Origin of the sequence: Bradyrhizobium sp. S3.12.5 (genome assembly GCF_040548225.1) — a bacterium.
GTDB classification, from domain to species: domain Bacteria; phylum Pseudomonadota; class Alphaproteobacteria; order Rhizobiales; family Xanthobacteraceae; genus Bradyrhizobium; species Bradyrhizobium cytisi.
On record NZ_JBEPRF010000013.1, the window covers coordinates 177,728 to 195,594 of the forward strand.

17 protein-coding genes are annotated in these 17,867 nt (G+C 63.1%); 10 read left to right on the forward strand and 7 right to left on the reverse strand.

Translation table 11 applies throughout. The features are described 5' to 3' along the window. Positions 1–158 precede the first annotated feature (158 nt). Both ABIC09_RS20870 and ABIC09_RS20875 read left to right on the forward strand, forming a co-directional pair. Complete coding sequence (locus ABIC09_RS20870) at positions 159–821, forward strand: AraC-like ligand-binding domain-containing protein (protein WP_354110398.1); 663 nt, start codon at positions 159–161, stop codon at positions 819–821. A gap of 6 nt (positions 822–827) precedes the next feature. Further along, positions 828–1,148: a helix-turn-helix transcriptional regulator gene (locus tag ABIC09_RS20875; protein WP_354110399.1), complete on the forward strand. Its 321-nt coding sequence runs from the start codon at positions 828–830 to the stop codon at positions 1,146–1,148. A 58-nt stretch (positions 1,149–1,206) separates the two neighbouring features. Here the strand turns inward: ABIC09_RS20875 and ABIC09_RS20880 are convergent, their stop codons facing one another. Next, positions 1,207–2,427 carry an ABC transporter substrate-binding protein gene (locus ABIC09_RS20880; protein ID WP_354110400.1) on the reverse strand — a complete coding sequence of 407 codons (1,221 nt, stop codon included), beginning with the start codon at positions 2,425–2,427 and terminating at the stop codon, positions 1,207–1,209. Positions 2,428–2,638: 211 nt separating this feature from the next. Next, positions 2,639–3,031 carry an adenylate/guanylate cyclase domain-containing protein gene (locus tag ABIC09_RS20885; RefSeq protein WP_354110401.1) on the reverse strand — a complete coding sequence of 131 codons (393 nt, stop codon included), beginning with the start codon at positions 3,029–3,031 and terminating at the stop codon, positions 2,639–2,641. Between the two features lie 151 nt (positions 3,032–3,182). Between ABIC09_RS20885 and ABIC09_RS20890 the strand changes: the two genes are divergently transcribed. After that, a complete protein-coding gene (locus ABIC09_RS20890) occupies positions 3,183–3,680 on the forward strand; it encodes a cupin domain-containing protein (protein WP_148749922.1) in 498 nt (165 codons plus the stop codon). A gap of 69 nt (positions 3,681–3,749) precedes the next feature. On the opposite strand, the gene ABIC09_RS20895 is transcribed toward ABIC09_RS20890, so the two are convergent. Then, entirely contained in the window at positions 3,750–5,084 is a 1,335-nt protein-coding gene (locus ABIC09_RS20895) for a LacI family DNA-binding transcriptional regulator (RefSeq protein WP_354110402.1), read from the reverse strand. Between ABIC09_RS20895 and ABIC09_RS20900 the strand changes: the two genes are divergently transcribed. The 5 genes from ABIC09_RS20900 to ABIC09_RS20920 are packed head-to-tail and all read left to right on the forward strand — an operon-like array spanning position 5,083 to position 11,948. After that, positions 5,083–6,375 (forward strand): ABC transporter substrate-binding protein, encoded by a 1,293-nt coding sequence (locus ABIC09_RS20900; RefSeq protein WP_354110403.1) that lies wholly within the window; start codon positions 5,083–5,085, stop codon positions 6,373–6,375. The two genes, ABIC09_RS20895 and ABIC09_RS20900, sit on opposite strands and share 2 nt — an antisense overlap. Before the next feature lie 35 nt (positions 6,376–6,410). Continuing rightward, on the forward strand, positions 6,411–7,451 hold the full coding sequence (locus tag ABIC09_RS20905; RefSeq protein WP_502916394.1) for a carbohydrate ABC transporter permease: 1,041 nt from the start codon (positions 6,411–6,413) through the stop codon (positions 7,449–7,451). Between the two features lie 10 nt (positions 7,452–7,461). Next, a complete protein-coding gene (locus ABIC09_RS20910; RefSeq protein WP_148749920.1) occupies positions 7,462–8,517 on the forward strand; it encodes a carbohydrate ABC transporter permease in 1,056 nt (351 codons plus the stop codon). Positions 8,518–8,535: 18 nt separating this feature from the next. Beyond that, positions 8,536–9,615 (forward strand): ABC transporter ATP-binding protein, encoded by a 1,080-nt coding sequence (locus ABIC09_RS20915; protein ID WP_354110404.1) that lies wholly within the window; start codon positions 8,536–8,538, stop codon positions 9,613–9,615. Positions 9,616–9,635: 20 nt separating this feature from the next. Next, positions 9,636–11,948, forward strand: coding sequence for a TIM-barrel domain-containing protein (locus ABIC09_RS20920; protein ID WP_354110405.1), 2,313 nt, complete (start codon positions 9,636–9,638; stop codon positions 11,946–11,948). A 119-nt stretch (positions 11,949–12,067) separates the two neighbouring features. Here ABIC09_RS20920 and ABIC09_RS20925 read toward each other — a convergent pair whose 3' ends face one another. From ABIC09_RS20925 to ABIC09_RS20935, 3 genes are all read right to left on the reverse strand, one after another. Further along, positions 12,068–12,979, reverse strand: a complete 912-nt coding sequence (locus ABIC09_RS20925; RefSeq protein WP_354110406.1) for an NAD-dependent epimerase/dehydratase family protein — start codon at positions 12,977–12,979, stop codon at positions 12,068–12,070. A 7-nt stretch (positions 12,980–12,986) separates the two neighbouring features. Next, positions 12,987–13,847, reverse strand: a complete 861-nt coding sequence (locus ABIC09_RS20930) for an SDR family NAD(P)-dependent oxidoreductase (RefSeq protein WP_354110407.1) — start codon at positions 13,845–13,847, stop codon at positions 12,987–12,989. Positions 13,848–14,070: 223 nt separating this feature from the next. Next, positions 14,071–14,460 (reverse strand): DoxX family protein, encoded by a 390-nt coding sequence (locus tag ABIC09_RS20935; protein WP_354110408.1) that lies wholly within the window; start codon positions 14,458–14,460, stop codon positions 14,071–14,073. A 149-nt stretch (positions 14,461–14,609) separates the two neighbouring features. Here ABIC09_RS20935 and ABIC09_RS20940 point away from each other — a divergent pair, with 149 nt between their 5' ends. Next, positions 14,610–14,990 (forward strand): winged helix-turn-helix transcriptional regulator, encoded by a 381-nt coding sequence (locus tag ABIC09_RS20940; RefSeq protein ID WP_148749915.1) that lies wholly within the window; start codon positions 14,610–14,612, stop codon positions 14,988–14,990. A gap of 79 nt (positions 14,991–15,069) precedes the next feature. Next, positions 15,070–15,843, forward strand: coding sequence for an SDR family NAD(P)-dependent oxidoreductase (locus ABIC09_RS20945; protein ID WP_354110409.1), 774 nt, complete (start codon positions 15,070–15,072; stop codon positions 15,841–15,843). Positions 15,844–15,954: 111 nt separating this feature from the next. Here ABIC09_RS20945 and ABIC09_RS20950 read toward each other — a convergent pair whose 3' ends face one another. Beyond that, positions 15,955–17,856 (reverse strand): response regulator, encoded by a 1,902-nt coding sequence (locus ABIC09_RS20950; protein WP_354110410.1) that lies wholly within the window; start codon positions 17,854–17,856, stop codon positions 15,955–15,957. Positions 17,857–17,867 lie beyond the last annotated feature (11 nt).

Below are 17,867 nucleotides of genomic sequence, written 5' to 3' on the forward strand. Positions count from 1 at the left end.
GGCTTGGTCTGGAGCGAATGACGTCTGGACCCCTGCGTACCCGCAGTCATTCCCCAGCGGCGTGGTGCTATCCTGCAACACGGGTGGTGACGCCTCAATACCCGACGGCCCTTTCGGAAGGCTCGCTCCCCGCTCGATCTTATGTAACAAACAGGGCCATGACCGACGCGCCAGTCCCGTTCGCGCCCATGCACATTTCGACCGACGCCTTTCCGGTTCATCGGCGTCTGGCGATGTGGCGCGAGATCTATGGCCGCACGATCGCAAAATTCGACATCGAGCCGATTAACGACACTCCGTTTCGCGCGGGCGTGACGTTGCGCTCGCTTCCGGGATTGGGAGTGGCTGCCGGCCACAGGTCGGACTCGCACTACCGCATGACGCGCGAGCTCGCAACCAAATCCGCCGACAATCTCATCTTTGCCGTGGTCACGAACGGCGTGGGCATCATCTCGCAACGAGGCCGCGAAGCCACCATAGGAGTAGGGGAAGCGTTGCTGATGTCGGCGACCGAACCAAGCATTTGCACCTTGCATTCGGGAGGTCGCTTTCTGACCCTCTCGGTGCCGCGCGACGCCATATCGCCGATGGTCGTCGAGGCGGGTTCAATGCTCGTCCGTCCGATTTCGAAGCACAGCGAAGCGCTGCGGCTGCTCACGAGCTATCTCGGCATTGTCAACGAAGCTGACAAGCTTTGCGACCCCGAGTTACAGCGCCTCGCTGTCACGCATATCCACGACCTGCTTGCATCCGCACTCGGCGCCACACAGGACGCGGCAATTCTCGTTGAAGGACGTGGGATACGCTCGGCAAGGCTGTGAGCAATCATGTCGAACATTGTCGAAAATCTCGGCCGGCGCGAGCTGTCGATCACCTATGTCGCTTTGCACCATAGCGTCACGCCGCGCTACATTCAGAAGCTGTTCGAGAGCGAAGGCACCACGTTCACGGAATATGTCCTTGAACAACGGTTAGTCCAAGCCAACCGGATGCTGAGCGATCCCCGTTTTTCCAATCGCGCCATCACCGACGTCGCTTTCAAGGTTGGCTTCGGCGACCTCTCCTATTTCACGCGCACCTTCCGCCGCCGCTTCTGCATGACCCCATCAGACGCAAGAGAGCGGGCTCGTCGCGAAAGCGACGCATGAAATACTGCGGCAATCGCCGGGACATCGCGCGAACCGCGATCGCTCGCAGCCGCGCGGATCAATCAGTGACGATCGGTCCGAACGCCTCCCATCGATCGCCCGTGAAACGCATCATTCGAAACTCCTTGACCACACGATAGTCGGTCGGGGCGGTGTTGACGGAGAGCCCCGGGAGCAGCAGATCAAGCTTCACGTTTTTCAGGCTCGTCGCTTGCGCCATGACATTCTCGCGCGAGAGATTGTCGCCGCATTGCTTCAAGACCTGCACCAGCAGCTCGGCGGCACTATAGCCGTAGACCGTGAAGATGCTTTTCCGGTCGCCTCCCGGATAATAGCCGTCCATGAAGGCGCTCCATCGCTTCATGCCTTCGTCATCACGCCAGCTCGGATCATCGGCCTCCTTGAACGAGCTCGCCGAGATGATGCCCTTTGCGTTCTCGATGCCCGCGGGGCTCAGGACCGCGTCGATCGAGGACGAGCCGACGCCAAGGAGGTGAACGGGCTTCCAATCGAGCTCTGCCATCTTTCTGATGACCTGGGCGGCGAATTTCGAGGCAGCCATGTTGACGAGGACGTCGACACCGGCCGCCTTGAGGCGCACGACCTGCGAGTCGACGGTCGGGTCCGACACATCGTATGAAACGTCACTGACGATGAGTTCGGCTGCTCTTGTGCCGAGCGCTTCCTTCAACCCGTTCAGATAATCCCTGCCGCTCTCATCGTTCTGATAGAGCAGGCCGATTCGGGCATTCGGATAGTTATCCAGGATGAAGCGCGCGTAGATGCGAATCTCCGTGCGCAGATTGGGAGCAAATCCCGTCGTCCAGGGGAAGTTGACCGGATCCTCGAAACGCGTCGACCGCCCGGCCACGAAAAGCTGGGGTATCTTGCGGTCGTTGAGATATTTCTGGACCGCGATGTTCGAGGCATTGCCAAGCGTCTGGAATGTGAACAACACTTCGTCGCTCTCTATGAGCCTGCGGACCTGCTCGACGGTCTTGGACGGCGTCGCCGCATCGTCGTAGGAAATCAAATTGATCTTGCGTCCATTGACGCCGCCATGATGGTTGATCATGCGGAAATAGGCTGCCTGTACCTTGCCGATCACGGAGGATGCCGAAAGCGGGCCGCTATAGGGCATCGTCTGGCCGATCCTGATCTCGGTATCGCTTGCGCCTTGACCGTGCTGACGATCACTCGCGAGCAAAGGAGCCGTGACGAAAAGTCCGGCAGCGAGGATTGCCGCTCTGGCAGCATTCGTGCGCAAGCTCCTGCTCATCGCTGCAACCTCGTCACTGGAGCGGAACTTGCTCCTTCGCTGGCTGAGGACCGAGCTCATCACGCAGCCCGCGCGAAAGTGTCGACCGGATTGGATCAGAGCGGACAAGCGCAGTCCAAGGAGCCATGCCCACAGCGCGTTGGGAAATCTTCCCGATCTTCGGCAAGCCTGCGCTCAGCAACAACCAGCAGCGTTGGGACGGTGATGGCCCTCACCAATCCGGGGCCAACCGCGAACCGCCGATACGGTTATACTCGGCAAAAAAATGGTCATTCGGCAAATAGCCGTCTCCATTGCGCGAATATTCCTTCGTCAAGCCATTGAGAAAGAACATTTCGTGCGCGCGTTCGTGCTTGGCTTCGATCGGACCGCGCGACTCGAGTTCGAATAGCCCATGGCCGTGTCCGGCCACAGTTTCCGAGACGTTGATCCGCCCCGCGACTCCGAACGCTCCCATGAACCACGCGGTGTTAACCGCATCGCCCCAGATATCGAAGGTGATCCTTCGGTTGCCGACGACACCGGAAATGACCGGCCCAGTATGGATACCGATGCGCAGGTGCGACCACCTCCGTTCATTTGGTAGGTGCTGCAGCTGCGACAAGTGGTGCTCCAGCAAGGGGCAAGGCCGGTTCCACCATCGCGCAACCTCAGCAGGCGCATCACATCCTTTGTGCGAGGAACGTTGCCGCGTCAGGCGGGTTCACTGCCACTTGACGACAACGCATCGCAACCCGATCGCGGAGGGAACTGCCATGAACAGCGATGCAAGCCGCGATTTTTCGCGATTGAGCCCGCTCTTTCGGGCGCCCGGCACCGGACCTACGCTCGACGTGCTCGGTGTGACGCACAGCTACAAGGCAATGGCGAGCGATACCGGTCAGCAATTCTCGGTATGGGAATCGATCGTGCCGCCGGGCCGCGGCGCGCCGGCGCACACGCATACCCGTGAGGACGAAGCATTCTATGTGCTGAGTGGCGAAGTGCTGGTCGAGGTCGAAGGCGCGACCGATCCGTTGCGTCTCGGCACCGGCGCATTTCTCTTTGCCCCGCGCCATCGGCGTCACGGCTATCGCAATGTGGGCACCGATACGGCGCGCCTCCTGGTGTTGGCGATGCCAGGCGGCGGTCTCGATCGGATGTTCGCCGCCTTCGACGAGCTGGGAAAACGGAGCGGACATAAGCCGGCAATCGAGACCATTGCTGCAATTGCCGAGCAGTACGGTGTCGTTATCCATCCGCCGGCTGATTGAGCGGACGAAAGGCGGCACGACCGCGCCGCTCGCAGATGCAGCCAAATCTCCCCCGTGAACGGTCGTATGTCAGCCGAACTTGCAGGGCAGCAGGCGTTCGCCAAAGGGTTCGCCTCGCCAGATCAATTGCAAGCCCGAGACGATCTCCGCCCCGTAGACGGCGTAGGGAATTTCGATCGACTTCAGCCAGGGCGCGACCCACTTGTTGAGTGGCGTGCCGTCGATGCTGACCAGTTCGCAATCGCCAGGGATTTTCAGGCCGCATTCGAGCGCGCGACGATTCACGCCATAGGCAATCTGGTCGCTCACACAGAGAATGGCGTCCGGCCTGTCGCGGCCGTCGAAAATTCGCGCGCCGGCATCGTAGCCGACCTGGAGGTGCGATCGTCCCTCCCCGTCGGCCCGGACGATCGCCTCGTCGGACCATCCGCGCTCCCGCAGCCTGGCGACGAAGCCCGATACACGGTCCCGCGATGCGGACGAGCTCAGCCGCGGAAAAACAACGGCGGGGACGCGCCGACCGAGATCGGCGAAATAGTCGGCGACGGCAGCACCCGCTGCCGCATCGTCGATACCGACGAACGGGCCGCTGCCGCTCGGATTTCGACGATTCACGAACACTGTCGGCGCGCCCGAGGTGGAAAGTTCGCTTAATCCGGGGCTAGGCACCGCCGCGACGAGGACATAGCCGCGCACCATCTGGGCCCGCATCGCAAAGAGATACTCGTCCTGAAGTTCGGCGCGGTCGTGCGTGTCGCAGAGGATCATCACGTAGCCGGCTTCGCGCAGCGCGGTTTCGGTCGAACTTGCGATGGTCGCCATCGCCGGATTGTCGAGATTGGCCGCGATCATCGCCACGAGCTGACTTTGGCCGCGCTGGAGCGCGCGTCCGACCGGATTTGGCCGGTAGCCGACCGCCTCGATCGCGTCGCGGACCCGCGCCACCGTGGCCGGGGAGGCGCGTCGCGTCTGGCCGTTGACGATCCGCGATACGGTCGAAACCGAAACGCCGGCGCGGGCCGCAACGGTGGCAAGTGAGACGTCTTCCCGCATCGGCCTCCCCAGGGTCTGATCCGACTGTCTTTTCATAGTCATCCGCAGTGTCCGCTGTCGAGGTTCCCCCCGGGCGTCCCCCGAAAGCAAGGAGGCCGTCAAAACGAAGATTGACAGATTGGCAAACGTTTGCCAAAGATGTTTTTGCTCTTGCGGAAGGGGATGTCGGTTTATCCACCTGCTGCCCAGTCTGTGGATAACGCGCCCCAATTCGTGAGTAAGGCATTCGCCTGAGCAGGTGCCGATATTGAAGGAAACGCCAGCGCTGAGGATCCGTCCGAGAACGGACCCATGCGCCAGATCTCGCGCGGACCCGCATCGGGTCAGCGAGCGGAGAGGAGATTCGACCATGCGTGCCGCCACGCCCGTCATCGCGTCCTTTGCACTGTCCCTGCTGGCCGCCACTGCGTTCGGCGGGCCGGCCGCGGCCGAGACCACCACGCTGCGCATGACCTGGTATTCGGATGGCAACGAGGGGGAGGTGATGGCCGACCTGCTCAAGCGGTTTCATGAGCAGAACAAGGACATCGAAATCGTCCTCGATCAGGTGCCCTTCAAGGCCATCAACGAGACCTTGCCGGTGCAGCTGGCCTCCGGCCAGGGCCCGGACATGGCGCGCGTCGTCGACATGGGCGGCCTGTCGCGCTTCGCCCTCGACATGCGCCCCTTTCTCAAGGACCCCGGCTACTGGGAAACGAACTTCGGCCCTTTCCTCGAATGGATGCGCCCGGCCGGCGATACCAAGGCAATCCCGGGCTTCATGACCCAGCTCACCGTCACCGGTCCGTTCGTCAACAAGACCCTGTTCGAGCAGGCCGGGGTCGCGATGCCGGGCGAGAAGTCGACCTGGGAGGACTGGGCGAAGGCGGCGAAGCAGGTGGCGGACAAGGTCCAGGCGCCGTTCCCGCTGGCGCTCGACCGCTCGGGCCATCGTTTCTATGCACTGGCGGTCTCGCAAGGCACGCAGGTGTTCGGGGCGAATGGCGAGCCCGATGTCGTCGACGTAGGCTTCAAGCGCGCGGCGCAGCTGGTCTACGACTGGCATAAGTCCGGCGTGATGTCGAAGGAGCTGTGGGGCTCGGTCTCCGGCACGGCCTATCGCGGCGCCAACGACGAATTCAAGAATGCGCAGGTCGTGATGTATCTGTCCGGATCGTGGCAGATTAGTCAGTTCGCCAAGACCGTCGGCGATGCCTTCGACTGGGTGGCAGTCCCCAACCCCTGCGGGCCGGGCGGGTGCAGCAGCATGCCGGGCGGCGCCGGTCTTGTGGCCTTCAAGACGACCCAGCATCCCAAAGAAGTCGCGCGGGTGATGGACTATCTCGCGAGCGAACCGGTGCTGGCGGAGTTCTACTCGCGCTCGCTGTTCGTGCCCGGCCACCTCGGGCTCGCGAAGAAGGGCCTCGACTATCCGACGGCCAGCCCGGAAGCCGCCGCCGCGCTGAAGGTCTTCACCGCAAGCGCGGCCCAGATTTCTCCGATCGCCTACCGGATCCAGGGCTATAGCAATAGCCGAATCGTCCTGAACGCCGTCATCAGCCGGCTCGGGCAGGCGGTCTCGGGCGAGACGACGCTCGAGGACGCCTACAAGCGCATCACCGCCGACGTCGCGCAGCAGATAGCCGAACGCAACAAGAAGTGACGGCAACGCCTTCATCGGGCCGGAGGATCAGTGTGATGTCGGGCATCTCGTCCACGATCCGACCTGAGCGCGGCATAGCAACCGGCGCGCTCGCCCGGCTCGGACAGGTCGCGGTCCTGCCGGTTGGCGTCGCGCTGCGGCTGCTCGATCCGCCGATGCGATGGATGCAGCGCATGATCGGTGCGCGGCGCATGGCGTACGTGTTCCTGCTTCCCAACTTCGTCTTCTTCGGCTTGTTCGTATTCCTGCCGATCGGCATCAACGTCGTGTTCTCGGTGACCGGCGGTACGGCGCTGTTTCCCTCGCAGCGTCCCTATGTCGGCGGCGACCAGTTCGCCTATCTGCTCGACTGCGGCTCCTATCTCGATCCATCGAGCTGCCGCGAGGACCACTTCTGGCGCGGCGTCGCCAATACCGCAAAGTTCGTCGTTTTTCAGGTGACGGCGATGGTGCTGTTTTCGCTCGTCACCGCGCTCGTCCTCAACATGAAGATCCGTGGAAGGGGCTTTTTCCGGGCGGTCTATTTCTTTCCCGTGCTGCTGTCGCCCGTGGTGGTCGCACTGATCTGGAAATGGATCTTGCAGCGCGACGGGCTCCTCAACGCCGCCATCACCACGCTCGGCGGTCAGAAGATCCTGTTCTTCGTCGATCCGGGCTGGGCGATGTTCTGGGCAGTATTCGTCTCGGTGTGGGCCCATATGGGCTTCTACACCCTGATCCTGCTCGCCGGCCTGCAAGCTATACCCGCCGATCTCTACGAGGCGGCGGAGATGGACGCGACGCCGCGCTGGCGCGTATTGTTACGCATCACGCTGCCGTTGCTGTGGCCGAACATGATCGTCGTCATCGTGCTCGCGCTCATCAAGGGCGCTCAGACCTTCGACGAGGTCTTCGTGCTGACCGGCGGCGGTCCCGGCACCGCGACGCTGATGGTGGTCCAGTACATCTACGAGACCGCGTTCTCCAGCCAGGTGCAGAATTTCGGCCTCGCTGCCGCGGCATCCGTCGTGCTCGGTGTCGTGCTTTTTGTCCTGACGCTCCTGCAATTCGCCGCCGCGCGGCGCAAAGAGGTTTGAGATGGCAACCATGCGCCTTTCAAGCATGCTCGGTCAGCGTCGCAACGGGCCCGGACGTCCGCTGCACTGGACCGACATCGCGGCCTACGTCTATCTCGCGCTCGGTGTCGTCCTGATGTTCGGACCGGTGCTATGGCTGGTGCTGTCATCGTTCAAGACCCAGAGCGCGCTGCTGGAATTTCCCCCGTCGCTGCTCCCGTTCGCACAGGTCGAAGTGACGGTATCAGGTCAGCCGCAGAAGCTGCCGCTGTTCCGCGCCAAGCTTCCCGACGGCACGGTCCGCGAATTGGCGCAGGTCCGACGCATCGGGCTCATTGCCCAGATGGTCGATCCCGCCGATCCCTCGCAACAGTTCCGCGTCGCGATCGACAAGCGCGAACCGGTGCGCCGCGTCGCGCTTGCGACCGAGAACTACAGCGAGCCGCTGCAGCGCTTCGCCTTCCTGCGCTTCCTGTACAATTCGGTATTCGTGACGGTGATCGCCACGCTGATCACGCTGCTGATCAATTCCATGGCCGCCTACGGGCTCGCCGTCTATCAGTTCCCCGGCAAGCAGGCGGCCACCCTGGCGGTGATCGGGACGCTGATGATCCCGGTGACCATCATCCTCGTGCCGGTCTATCTGGTGGTGACCGAGCTCGGCCTCACCAACTCGCTTTGGGCGGTGATCCTGCCGGGTGCCGCGACGCCGACGGGCGTGTTCCTGCTGCGGCAATACATGCTGACCTTGCCGAAGGATCTGATCGAGGCCGCGCGCATGGACAAGGCGTCCGAGTGGCAGATCTATTGGCGCATCGTCATGCCGTTGACCCTGCCGGCGCTGGCGGTCCTGGCAATTTTCTCGATCATGTGGCGCTGGAACGAATTCCTGTGGCCGCTCGCGGTGCTGACCAAGACCGAGGTCTACACGCTGCAGATCGCGCTCAATGCCTTCCAGGGCGAGCTCCAGACCCAGTGGCATTACCTGCTTGCGATGACGGTCGTGACGCTCATTCCCGTCGCGCTCGTCTTCGTGTTCCTCCAGCGCTTCATCACGACGGGCATCGGCTCGACCGGAATGAAATGACCGATCGGGGCTATCACCATGGCTGAACTGAAACTCACGGGCGCACGCAAATCCTTCGGCAGCATCGACGTGCTGCACGGCATCGATCTCGCCGTGAAGGATGGCGAATTCGTCGTCTTCGTCGGACCGTCCGGTTGCGGAAAGTCGACGCTGCTGCGCGTCATCGCCGGCCTCGAAAACGTAACCAGCGGCGAGGTCCATATCGACGGCGAGCGCGTCACCCATCTGCCGGCCTCCGAGCGCGGGCTTGCCATGGTGTTCCAGTCCTATGCGCTTTATCCGCACATGAGCGTGCGCAAGAACATGGCCTTTGCGCTCGAGAACATGAGGCTGAAGCCTGCGGAGATCGAGGAGCGGGTCGAGCGCGCCGCCGCCATGCTGCGGCTCACGGACTATCTCGACCGCAAACCCAAGGCGCTCTCCGGCGGACAGCGCCAGCGCGTCGCCATCGGCCGGGCCATCGTGCGCGATCCGAAGATCTTTCTGTTCGATGAGCCGTTGTCGAACCTCGACGCGGAGTTGCGCGTCGCGACGCGCAAGGAGCTTGCCGCGCTGCATGCCAAGCTGGGCGGCACCATGATCTATGTCACCCACGATCAGGTCGAAGCCATGACACTTGCCGACCGGATCGTGGTGCTGAAAGCTGGCCGGATCGAGCAGATCGGCACGCCCCTCGAGCTCTACAATCACCCCTCGAACGCCTTCGTTGCCGGCTTCATCGGTTCGCCCCGGATGAACTTCCTGCCGGCTGTGGTGGTTTCCGACGACGGCATGCTCCGCCTCACGGTCGGCGAACGTGACGTCGCGTTACCTCGCGCCCCTTCCGGCCTCGCCGCCGGCGCGACCGTGACGCTCGGCATCCGGCCCGAGCATATCGACGCCACGCCCGACACGGGCATGCTCACAGCAACAGTCGACCTCGTCGAACGGCTTGGCGGCGAGACCTTCATCTATGCCTCGGCCCCCGGCCTGCCGCAGATCACGCTGCGCGAGGATGGCCAGTCACAGTTCCACCGCGGCGATGCGGTCGCGATCCGCTTCGCCGCCGACCACCTGCACATCTTCGACGCAGCCGGCGCAACCCTCGCCCGGCCCTGATCGACCCGGAGCCTGATTTCATGAAAGCCCTGACCCACGGCCGCTTCCGCGGTCTCGACGGCCAAGCCGCGCTGTTCGACCTCGCGACCGGACCGGCGGCGGCTCCGCTCGCGACGCTGCGCGTCGCAATTCTGGAGAGCGACATCGGCCGCGTCACCCTGCGCCAGCAGGATGGCTATCGCCTCGACCGCGGCTGGGCGATCGCGCCTGGTCGCACCGAGCCGCCGTTCGAAGGACGGCTGCGCGACGATTTCTCCGGCTTTGCCAATCCGGCTTCGACGGTGTCGGAGGCCGGCGGCATCGTCACGCTCGCCGCCGCGGGTCTCAGCGCGCAAGTGCGACTTGATCCGTTCGGCATCGCCTGGTACCGCGACGGCGAGGATCGGCCATTGCTGCGGGACCGTCCGACCCAGGCCTACTTGCTGTCGCGCAAGACCAGTGCGTCGCTGCACGCGATGGAACGGCACGAGGACGAACGCCATTACGGCCTCGGAGATAAGGCCGGTCCGCTCGATCGCACAGGCCGACGCTTCGCGATCGACGCTGTCGACCCCTGCGGCTACGATGCCGAGCTTTCCGATCCGCTGTACAAGATGCTGCCGTTCTTCATCGTCGATGGCCCACGCGGCGCGCACGGCATCTTCTACGACAATCTCGCCCTCGGCTCGGTCGACCTCGGCTGCACGCTCGACAATTACCATGGGCTGTTCCGCAGCTATCGCGCCGAGGACGGCGACCTCGACTATTACGTGCTCGCCGGCCCGACCGTGCCGGAAGTCACGCGCCGGTTTTCCTGGCTGACCGGCGGACAGGCTTTTGCGCCCCGCTGGACGCTCGGATTCGCGATGACGACAATGACGATTGCCGACGCGCCGGATGCGGACGCGCGCATCACCGGCTTCATCGAGGATTGCAGACGCTACGGCATTCGTTGCGACAGCTTTCACTTCGGCTCGGGTTACACCTCGATCGGCGACCGTCGCTACGTCTTCAACTGGAACCGCGAGAAATTCCCGGATCCGTCGGCGACGATGGCGCGGCTCAAGGCGGCCGGCATGCAGCCGGTCACCAACATCAAGCCCTGCCTGCTCGACGATCATCCACGGCTCGCTGAAGCCAGGGCGAGCGGCATTCTGGTCGCTGACGGCGAGACCGGCGATCCGGCGGTCGCGCAATTCTGGGACGGCCTCGGCTTTCATGTCGACTTCACCAACCCGAAGGGCCGGCAGTGGTGGGCGGACGGCATCCGCGACGCGCTGCTCGCCTATGGGGTCACGGCGGTGTGGAGCGACAACAACGAATACGAGATCTGGGACGAGGATGCGGTCTGCGACGGCGACGGGCGGCCGTTTCCGCAAGGGCTCGCCCGTCCCGCGCAGGCGCTCCTGATGCACAAGCTCGCCTACGAGACCCAGGCCGCACAGGCACCGGACAAACGCCCCTATACCATCACGCGCGCCGGCAGCGCCGGCATCGCCCGCTACGGCCAGACCTGGAGCGGCGACAACGAAACCTCGTGGAAGACGCTGCGCTACAACCTGACCCAGGGGCTCAACATGAGCCTGTCGGGGCTTTACAACATCGGCCACGACGTCGGTGGCTTCCATGGCCCGTCGCCAGGCCCGGAGCTGCTCTGCCGGTTTGTCGAGTTCTGCGCACTGTGGCCGCGCATGGTGATGAATTCCTGGAAGACGAGCGGCATCGTCAACACGCCCTGGATGCATCCGGGCGTAGTTCCGCAGGTCCGATCCGCCATGAACCTGCGTCACAGCCTCATCCCTTATCTCTACACCCAGATGTGGCGTGCGGCGGCCGACGACGTGCCGGCGGTGCGCCCGCTGTTGTGGGATTTCGCGTCCGACGCGACCGCCGGAGCCGTCGAGGATGCTTTCATGCTTGGCCCCGATCTCCTCGTCGCTCCGGTGCTGGAAGAAGGCGCGACGACGCGCGAAGTCTACCTGCCCGCCCATCCCGGTGGCTGGTACGACTGGCATGACGGGACGCCATTCGAGGGCGGGCGAACCATTACTGTCGCAGCGCCTCTGGGCCGGCTACCGCTCTTCGCACGCGCGGGCGCGATCGTTCCGGTCGAAGACAAGGAGGGGCTGACGGCGATCGCGTTCGGAGCGCCCGATCATGGTGGCTTCGGCCTCCTCTATGTCGACGATGGCGAGACGGCAGATTGGCGCAAGACCGGCATGGCCATTGAATTGCGCCTGCGCCCCGACGATACCGGCTTCGTTCTCGATGTCAGCGGAGGAAAGTTGGCCGCACCAATCCGTGCCCGCGGCGTCGGCGTGCCGAATCTGCGTCTTGCCGGCACGGCAGAGTGAGCCGCGCGCGCGACCGAAGCCGGTCTCGATCGCACCCGCCGCTAACGGATTGAGCGCGATCCGGCGACTGTCTTCTCGACGCATTTGAGAGCGTACGGTTTCCGGCGCGAAAGGAGATCTCACTCCAGCATCCGCGCGGCATCGCGCAACGCGGTCTCCAGCGGTTCCGGCTCCATCCCGAAAGTCTCTCGGGCGATACGAGAGTCCATGATGAAGGGGTCGGTGAACTGATAGCGTGTCGCGCGGAGTTCGCGAACCATCGGGACGAAAATGCCGACAGTCCAGACCAAGCCCCAGGGTATGACCGTTATCTTCGGTTCCGGCAGACCGTTGGCTTTCGCGAACCGGGTGAGGAGCTCGCGTGCCGTCATCGGCTCATGGCTCGGCACGTGCCATGCTCTGCCCCAAGCGCGTTTGTCGGCTGCCACAGTCGACAGAAGGCGGGCCGCATCCCCGGTCGACGTCCAGGTTCGAGGCACGTCGACAGGTACCGGCGATTTCACGCGCTTGCCGGCGAGCATGGGTCTGAACATCGCCAGACTGACCAACGATTGGGGCTGGATATGATCGCTGGCGCGTATTTCAGTCGCGCGGATGCGGCCGGCCCGGTGCAGCGCGAGCGCCTCCTGCCACATCTCGCCGCGCATGCGTAGCTTGGGATGTGTGGCAGCGAGCGGCGTGGCTTCTGACATGACGCCGGAGCCCGGACCATAGGGGTATAGCGTGGCGTGTGTCGCGAGGACCGCGCCGCTGCGCTCCGCAGCCTTCAATATTGCCGCACTGATCGGCGGCCAGCCGATCAGCCAACGATCATAGGCCGGGCTGGCGCAATTGAAGAGAGCGGCTGCACCTTCGGCGATTGTGCTCAGCCGATCGGCATCGGCCGCGTTCGCCGCGATGCGCTCGATCAAAGGATGAGTTGGGCCGCCGCCTCTGCGTGTCACGAGCCGGACGTTCTCGCCGCGTTCAGCGAGCAGGGACGCGACAGCGCTTCCGACAGCACTGGCCCCTACGATGACATTCGTTTTCATTGGCTCGTTATTCCAACGACAAGCCGTGCTTGGCCGCAATGTCGCCCGTCAGGGCCCATAGCTTCCTGGCGGCATCGGAGTTCATTGCAAGTGGCTCCGGCTCGAAACGCTTGGGGTTGCGCAGGACGACTCCATCGAAGTCGGCCGGCGAGGCCTGGGTCAAAATGCGGACTGCGTTGACTGCGGAAACCTCGGGCGTTGTACCGAACAGCCCCAGCAATTTCATACTCAAGGGCATAAGCGGATCGGCCATGACCTTGGTCTTGGTGGAACCGACACAGGCCGCCGCGATGGTCACAGGACGGTCGCGCCACAACCGCGCAGCTTCCTGGACATGCAGATGACCAAGGAGGTGCGTACCCAGGATCGACTTGTAGAAGCTCCACTTGCGGCGCTCGAATTGCAGGTCATCCAGCTCGGGCATGAATGACAACGGGACATTGCCCGAGATGCTAACAATGCGTCCATCGCCCGAGGCGGCGAGCGGTTCGGCCAGCGCCCGATTGAGCGCCGCGCGCGCCATGTATTGCAGGGCGAAGGCGAACTCCAGACCGTCAGCCGTCAAGGTCTTGCCCTTGAACGCGGCCATGGCGGTGTGCATCACCCCGTGCAGGACCGGTCGCCAGGCGATGACCTCCTCGGCCGCCGCCTTGACGCCCCTGAGGGTCGATAGGTCGGCGCTCAGGAAGGCGGCCGCGCCGCCCGCTGCGCGAACGGCCTCGACTGCCGCCTCGCCGGCCTTTCGACCCCGACCGACGATCAGCACGTTCGCGCCGCGGCGCCCCAGCTCCACGGCCGCAGCACGACCAATGCCGGTGGAACCGCCGAAAAACACATAATTGCCGCCAGATACCCGTCGCTCATTCATGAGTGATCCTCTTTCGGTAAGAACAAATTGTTTATGACGATATGACGCGCCTCAGCTCGAACGAGCTCTGCGCCTATTGCGTCCGTTGCGGCTCCGGAGAAGTGCGGGTATTCCCGCGTCCCCGATTTTTTGGGCGAGCTCGCTGACGTTGCGAACCTGCCAGAATGCTCCGTCGTGCGTTCTTGTCTCGATTCGATGGTGTGCTCGATATTTTCCTGGTGCGTCAGAGCATCGCCGCTTGCACGTAGGGTGACGGGACTTCACGAGCGACGTTCTGCGTTGCGAAGGAAGCGGCCAGCAAGATCAGCCCAATGGCCGCCGGCAGAGCGCCCTTGAGGCTGCGCACGCCGATGTGCGCCATTCCAGACAGCAGGAGGTGATAGAAGACACCGGCATAGGCGAGATCGCTGAGCGCCACGTTGAAACGCGACACGATGGCGACTGGGCCTGCGATCTTCACCACGATCATGAACGGCACGAGGTAGGCTGGGTAACCGAGGTCGGCGAGTGCCTTCCGGACCCAGTCCCCTCTTGTTGCGTACATGTAGCCCGAGGTCAGATACAGCAGGCACAAAAGCGTGGTGCTGACCCAATATATGTAGACCGATGCCATGATCTCTTCCTGAGCGCGGTTGCGGCAGCAACAGCTCCTTCGACTTCGCGGCTGCTCGAAATGCGTGATTGTCTCTGCATCCGCAGCGCACATCGAAAATGTCGGCTAAGATCTGTATTCGCAAGTAGGATGAATAACCTGTTGCTAGTATGGAAAAGCAGACTATGGCCGATAAACAGATCAACATGCATGAAGAGATGCGGCGCGCGTTCGCGCTGCTCTCAGGCAAATGGAAGCTGGAGATCATGTGGCTGCTCAATCAGCGGGTCTACCGCTTCGGGGAGCTGCGAAAGGCGATCCCGGGCATCACCCAGCACATGCTGACGGCACAGCTCCGTGAGCTCGAAGCGGACGGTCTGGTGTCACGCACCGTATTCGCGGAAGTGCCGCCCCGCGTCGAATATGAGATCACGTCCAAGGCGCGGGGGCTCGGTCCCATGATGCAGGCACTGACCGCCTGGTGGAAGGAGCACGGAAAGAGCGTGCCCGTAAAGCCGAGCGGCCGCGGGCGGAAAGCCAAGGGCAGCTGAATGCGAACACATTGCCTTGCGTCGGTCTGGCGTGAGGGCGGCGATCCTGGGAGCTTCTGGACATCGAGAGGAGGAGCGAGTGGCGATTGTTTTTATTACGGGCAGCACGGACGGACTCGGGCAGGCGGCGGCGGAGTCGCTTCTCGACCACGGACACCGCGTGGTGCTGCATGCCCGATCGGCGGATCGCGTCGCGACCATCGGCAAGCTCTCCTCGCGGGCCGCAGGAATCGTCATCGGCGATCTCCGCAGCGCCGCTGAGACCAGAGGTATCGCGGATCAGGTCAACGCGATCGGGCGAATGGATGCGATCATCCACAACGCCGGCGTCTACACGGAGCGCAGTCGCGGCGCGACGCCCGAGGGCCATGCCTCCACGTTGGCGGTGAACACCTTGGCGCCGTACATCCTGACTGCGCTGATCGAGCGTCCCGGTCGGTTGGTCTACCTCAGCAGCGGCCTGCACCGCGGCGGAGAGGGTTCGCTGGGCGACGTTGACTGGACGAAGCGGAGCTGGGATCCGGCTAAGGCCTACGCCGAAAGCAAGCTGCAGGTCGTCGCGCTCGCTTTCGCCCTGGCGCGACGCTGGCCGCAGGTCTTGAGCAATGCCGTCGATCCCGGCTGGGCACGCACGAGAATGGGCGGCCCGGGTGCGCCGGTCGACCTCGATACCGGCCAAAGGACCCAGACCTGGCTTGCCATCAGCGACGAACCGGCTGCAATGGTCAGCGGACGCTACTGGCACCATCTCCGGCAGGAGCAGCCGGCCGGTGAGGCCCTCGATCTCCAATTCCAGGAGCAGCTCATCGCCAAATTGGAGGAGCTAACGGGCATCGCGCTTCCTCAGGCTTAGGACCGCGCCCGGTGTTTCCGCGTAGTCGCGAGCTTGTGACGTTGGAGCTGCGGCCAGGAAGCGCAGGTTTTGCACCTAGAGCGCTCTCGCGCCATCTGACAACGCATCGTATCAGATCCTCCGCGTTCGTACTCCCATCGTTGTCAGCGCAGCCATGAGAGTTTCCATATCAAACGGCTTTGCTACGATCTGCAGCAACGCATCTTGCGCAAACCGCTGGCGGACATTCTCCCTGGCATAGCCGGTTGCCAAGATGATCGGCAAATGTGGCTGCAAAGCCCTGATGTCGGCGACAAGTCCATCGCCGGGCTTGTCTGGAAGACCGAGGTCGATGATTGCCCCGACCAGTTTGTCGCCGATGTTTCGAATCTTCGCGAGAGCCTCATGGAAGCTGCCGGCTTCTTCAGCCTGCAGCCCTTCGCGCCCGAGAGTATCCACAACCAACATGCGAATCAGGACTTCGTCATCGACGACAAGAATGCGTCCGCCCTGACCTTCTTCGTCCCGATCGAGCAATTCCCGGATACGCATGGCCAGAGCGGTCAAAGTGAAAGGCTTGCTAAGTAGTTCGACGCCAGGAGCAAGCCTTCCCTCGCTGAGAAGGACACTGCCGGCGTATGCTGTCGTGATGAGTGTCCTCAAAGAGGGCCTGATGACGCGAACGCGGTCCGCAAGCGCCCTTCCGTCCATGGCGCCCGGAAGGCCGAGATCGGTAAAGAGCAGATGGATTCGTGCTTCGCGTTCTACGATCTCGAGCGCAGAGGTCCCATCGATGGCTTCAAACACGACATAGCCGAGTTCGCGCAGGCTGCTGACGGTGTAGTTGCGAACATCCTCGTCATCTTCGACCACAAGGATGACTTCGCCCTCGCGGGCAAGTGGAACATGGTCCAGCTTTTTGGGTCCATCGACTTTAGGGCTGCGCGGCGCTTCCGATGCTCTTGGGAAGTAAATCTTCGCAGTCGTTCCGATCCCGGGCTCGCTATATAGCTTCAGGTGGCCGCCGGTCTGCTTCACGAAGCCGTAGACCTGGCTGAGTCCGAGACCGGTCCCGCGGCCGTCGGGTTTGGTCGTAAAAAACGGCTCGAACACTTTCTTGAGGACATCGGCCGTCATTCCCGTGCCTGTATCGGAGACCGCGATCATCACATTCGGTCCGGTCGTCACATCGGCGTTGGCTGCGGCATAGGCGGCTTCAAGCTCGACATTCGAGGTTTCAATCACGAGTTCACCGCCATTCGGCATCGCATCACGCGCGTTGACGGCGAGATTCAGGATCGCTGCTTCCAGTTCGGTCGGATCGGTCTCGATGTTCCAGGCTTCGGGATCGAGCACGGTACGGACATTGATGCTCTCGCCCAGAGTGCGCTGAAGCAAATCGGACATACTCAACACGATTTCGTTGACATCGAGGAGGACCGGCTCCAGCGGCTTTTGACGCGCGAAGGCAAGCAGCCGTTCTGTCAGAACTGCGGCCCGGCGTGCGCCGCGCGTCGCGTTGTCAAGGGCCTGAGCCCGTTCGGTCGTCGCCACGGCGGACTGCCGCCGCGCGCTTTCCAGGTTTCCAAGCACGACCGTCAACAGGTTGTTGAAGTCATGCGCGATGCCGGCGGTCAGCCGGCCGACCGCCTCCATCTTGGCCGACTGCCTCATCCGCTCTTCCATCGCCTTTCGCGCCGATATATCGCGCAAGCTCGCCAGAAGCGCCGGGCGGCGGTCCCACGTCGTATCGACAACTCGGATCTCGGCGTCGATCGAACCGCCGCCCGGACGATGAATCGCTATCTCGGTCGTGTCGCCGCCGATCAGAGGTATCCCGATCGGCGAACCGGTCAGCGTCTCGCGCGCGCGGCCGAAAATCTGTTCCGCTGCCGGATTGGCGAACAACACGGTGCCGTTTTCGTCGACAACGATGATTCCGTCGGCATTCTTCTCGACCAGGAAGCGGATGTCCGCCTGATCGATACCACCGCTTCCTCGGGGACTTGCCGCATTCATCGTGATGTCTCGCATGGGGTATTATT

Excerpts from the sequence above, each read along its gene's own strand:
- ABIC09_RS20870 (WP_354110398.1), top strand. The coding sequence starts at position 159 with ATGACCGACGCGCCAGTCCCGTTCGCGCCCATGCACATTTCGACCGAC.
- ABIC09_RS20875 (WP_354110399.1), top strand. The coding sequence starts at position 828 with ATGTCGAACATTGTCGAAAATCTCGGCCGGCGCGAGCTGTCGATCACC.
- ABIC09_RS20880 (WP_354110400.1), bottom strand. The coding sequence starts at position 2,427 with ATGAGCAGGAGCTTGCGCACGAATGCTGCCAGAGCGGCAATCCTCGCT.
- ABIC09_RS20890 (WP_148749922.1), top strand. The coding sequence starts at position 3,183 with ATGAACAGCGATGCAAGCCGCGATTTTTCGCGATTGAGCCCGCTCTTT.
- ABIC09_RS20900 (WP_354110403.1), top strand. The coding sequence starts at position 5,083 with ATGCGTGCCGCCACGCCCGTCATCGCGTCCTTTGCACTGTCCCTGCTG.
- ABIC09_RS20895 (WP_354110402.1), bottom strand. The coding sequence starts at position 5,084 with ATGGTCGAATCTCCTCTCCGCTCGCTGACCCGATGCGGGTCCGCGCGA.
- ABIC09_RS20905 (WP_502916394.1), top strand. The coding sequence starts at position 6,411 with ATGTCGGGCATCTCGTCCACGATCCGACCTGAGCGCGGCATAGCAACC.
- ABIC09_RS20910 (WP_148749920.1), top strand. The coding sequence starts at position 7,462 with ATGCGCCTTTCAAGCATGCTCGGTCAGCGTCGCAACGGGCCCGGACGT.
- ABIC09_RS20915 (WP_354110404.1), top strand. The coding sequence starts at position 8,536 with ATGGCTGAACTGAAACTCACGGGCGCACGCAAATCCTTCGGCAGCATC.
- ABIC09_RS20920 (WP_354110405.1), top strand. The coding sequence starts at position 9,636 with ATGAAAGCCCTGACCCACGGCCGCTTCCGCGGTCTCGACGGCCAAGCC.
- ABIC09_RS20925 (WP_354110406.1), bottom strand. The coding sequence starts at position 12,979 with ATGAAAACGAATGTCATCGTAGGGGCCAGTGCTGTCGGAAGCGCTGTC.
- ABIC09_RS20930 (WP_354110407.1), bottom strand. The coding sequence starts at position 13,847 with ATGAATGAGCGACGGGTATCTGGCGGCAATTATGTGTTTTTCGGCGGT.
- ABIC09_RS20935 (WP_354110408.1), bottom strand. The coding sequence starts at position 14,460 with ATGGCATCGGTCTACATATATTGGGTCAGCACCACGCTTTTGTGCCTG.
- ABIC09_RS20940 (WP_148749915.1), top strand. The coding sequence starts at position 14,610 with ATGGAAAAGCAGACTATGGCCGATAAACAGATCAACATGCATGAAGAG.
- ABIC09_RS20950 (WP_354110410.1), bottom strand. The coding sequence starts at position 17,856 with ATGCGAGACATCACGATGAATGCGGCAAGTCCCCGAGGAAGCGGTGGT.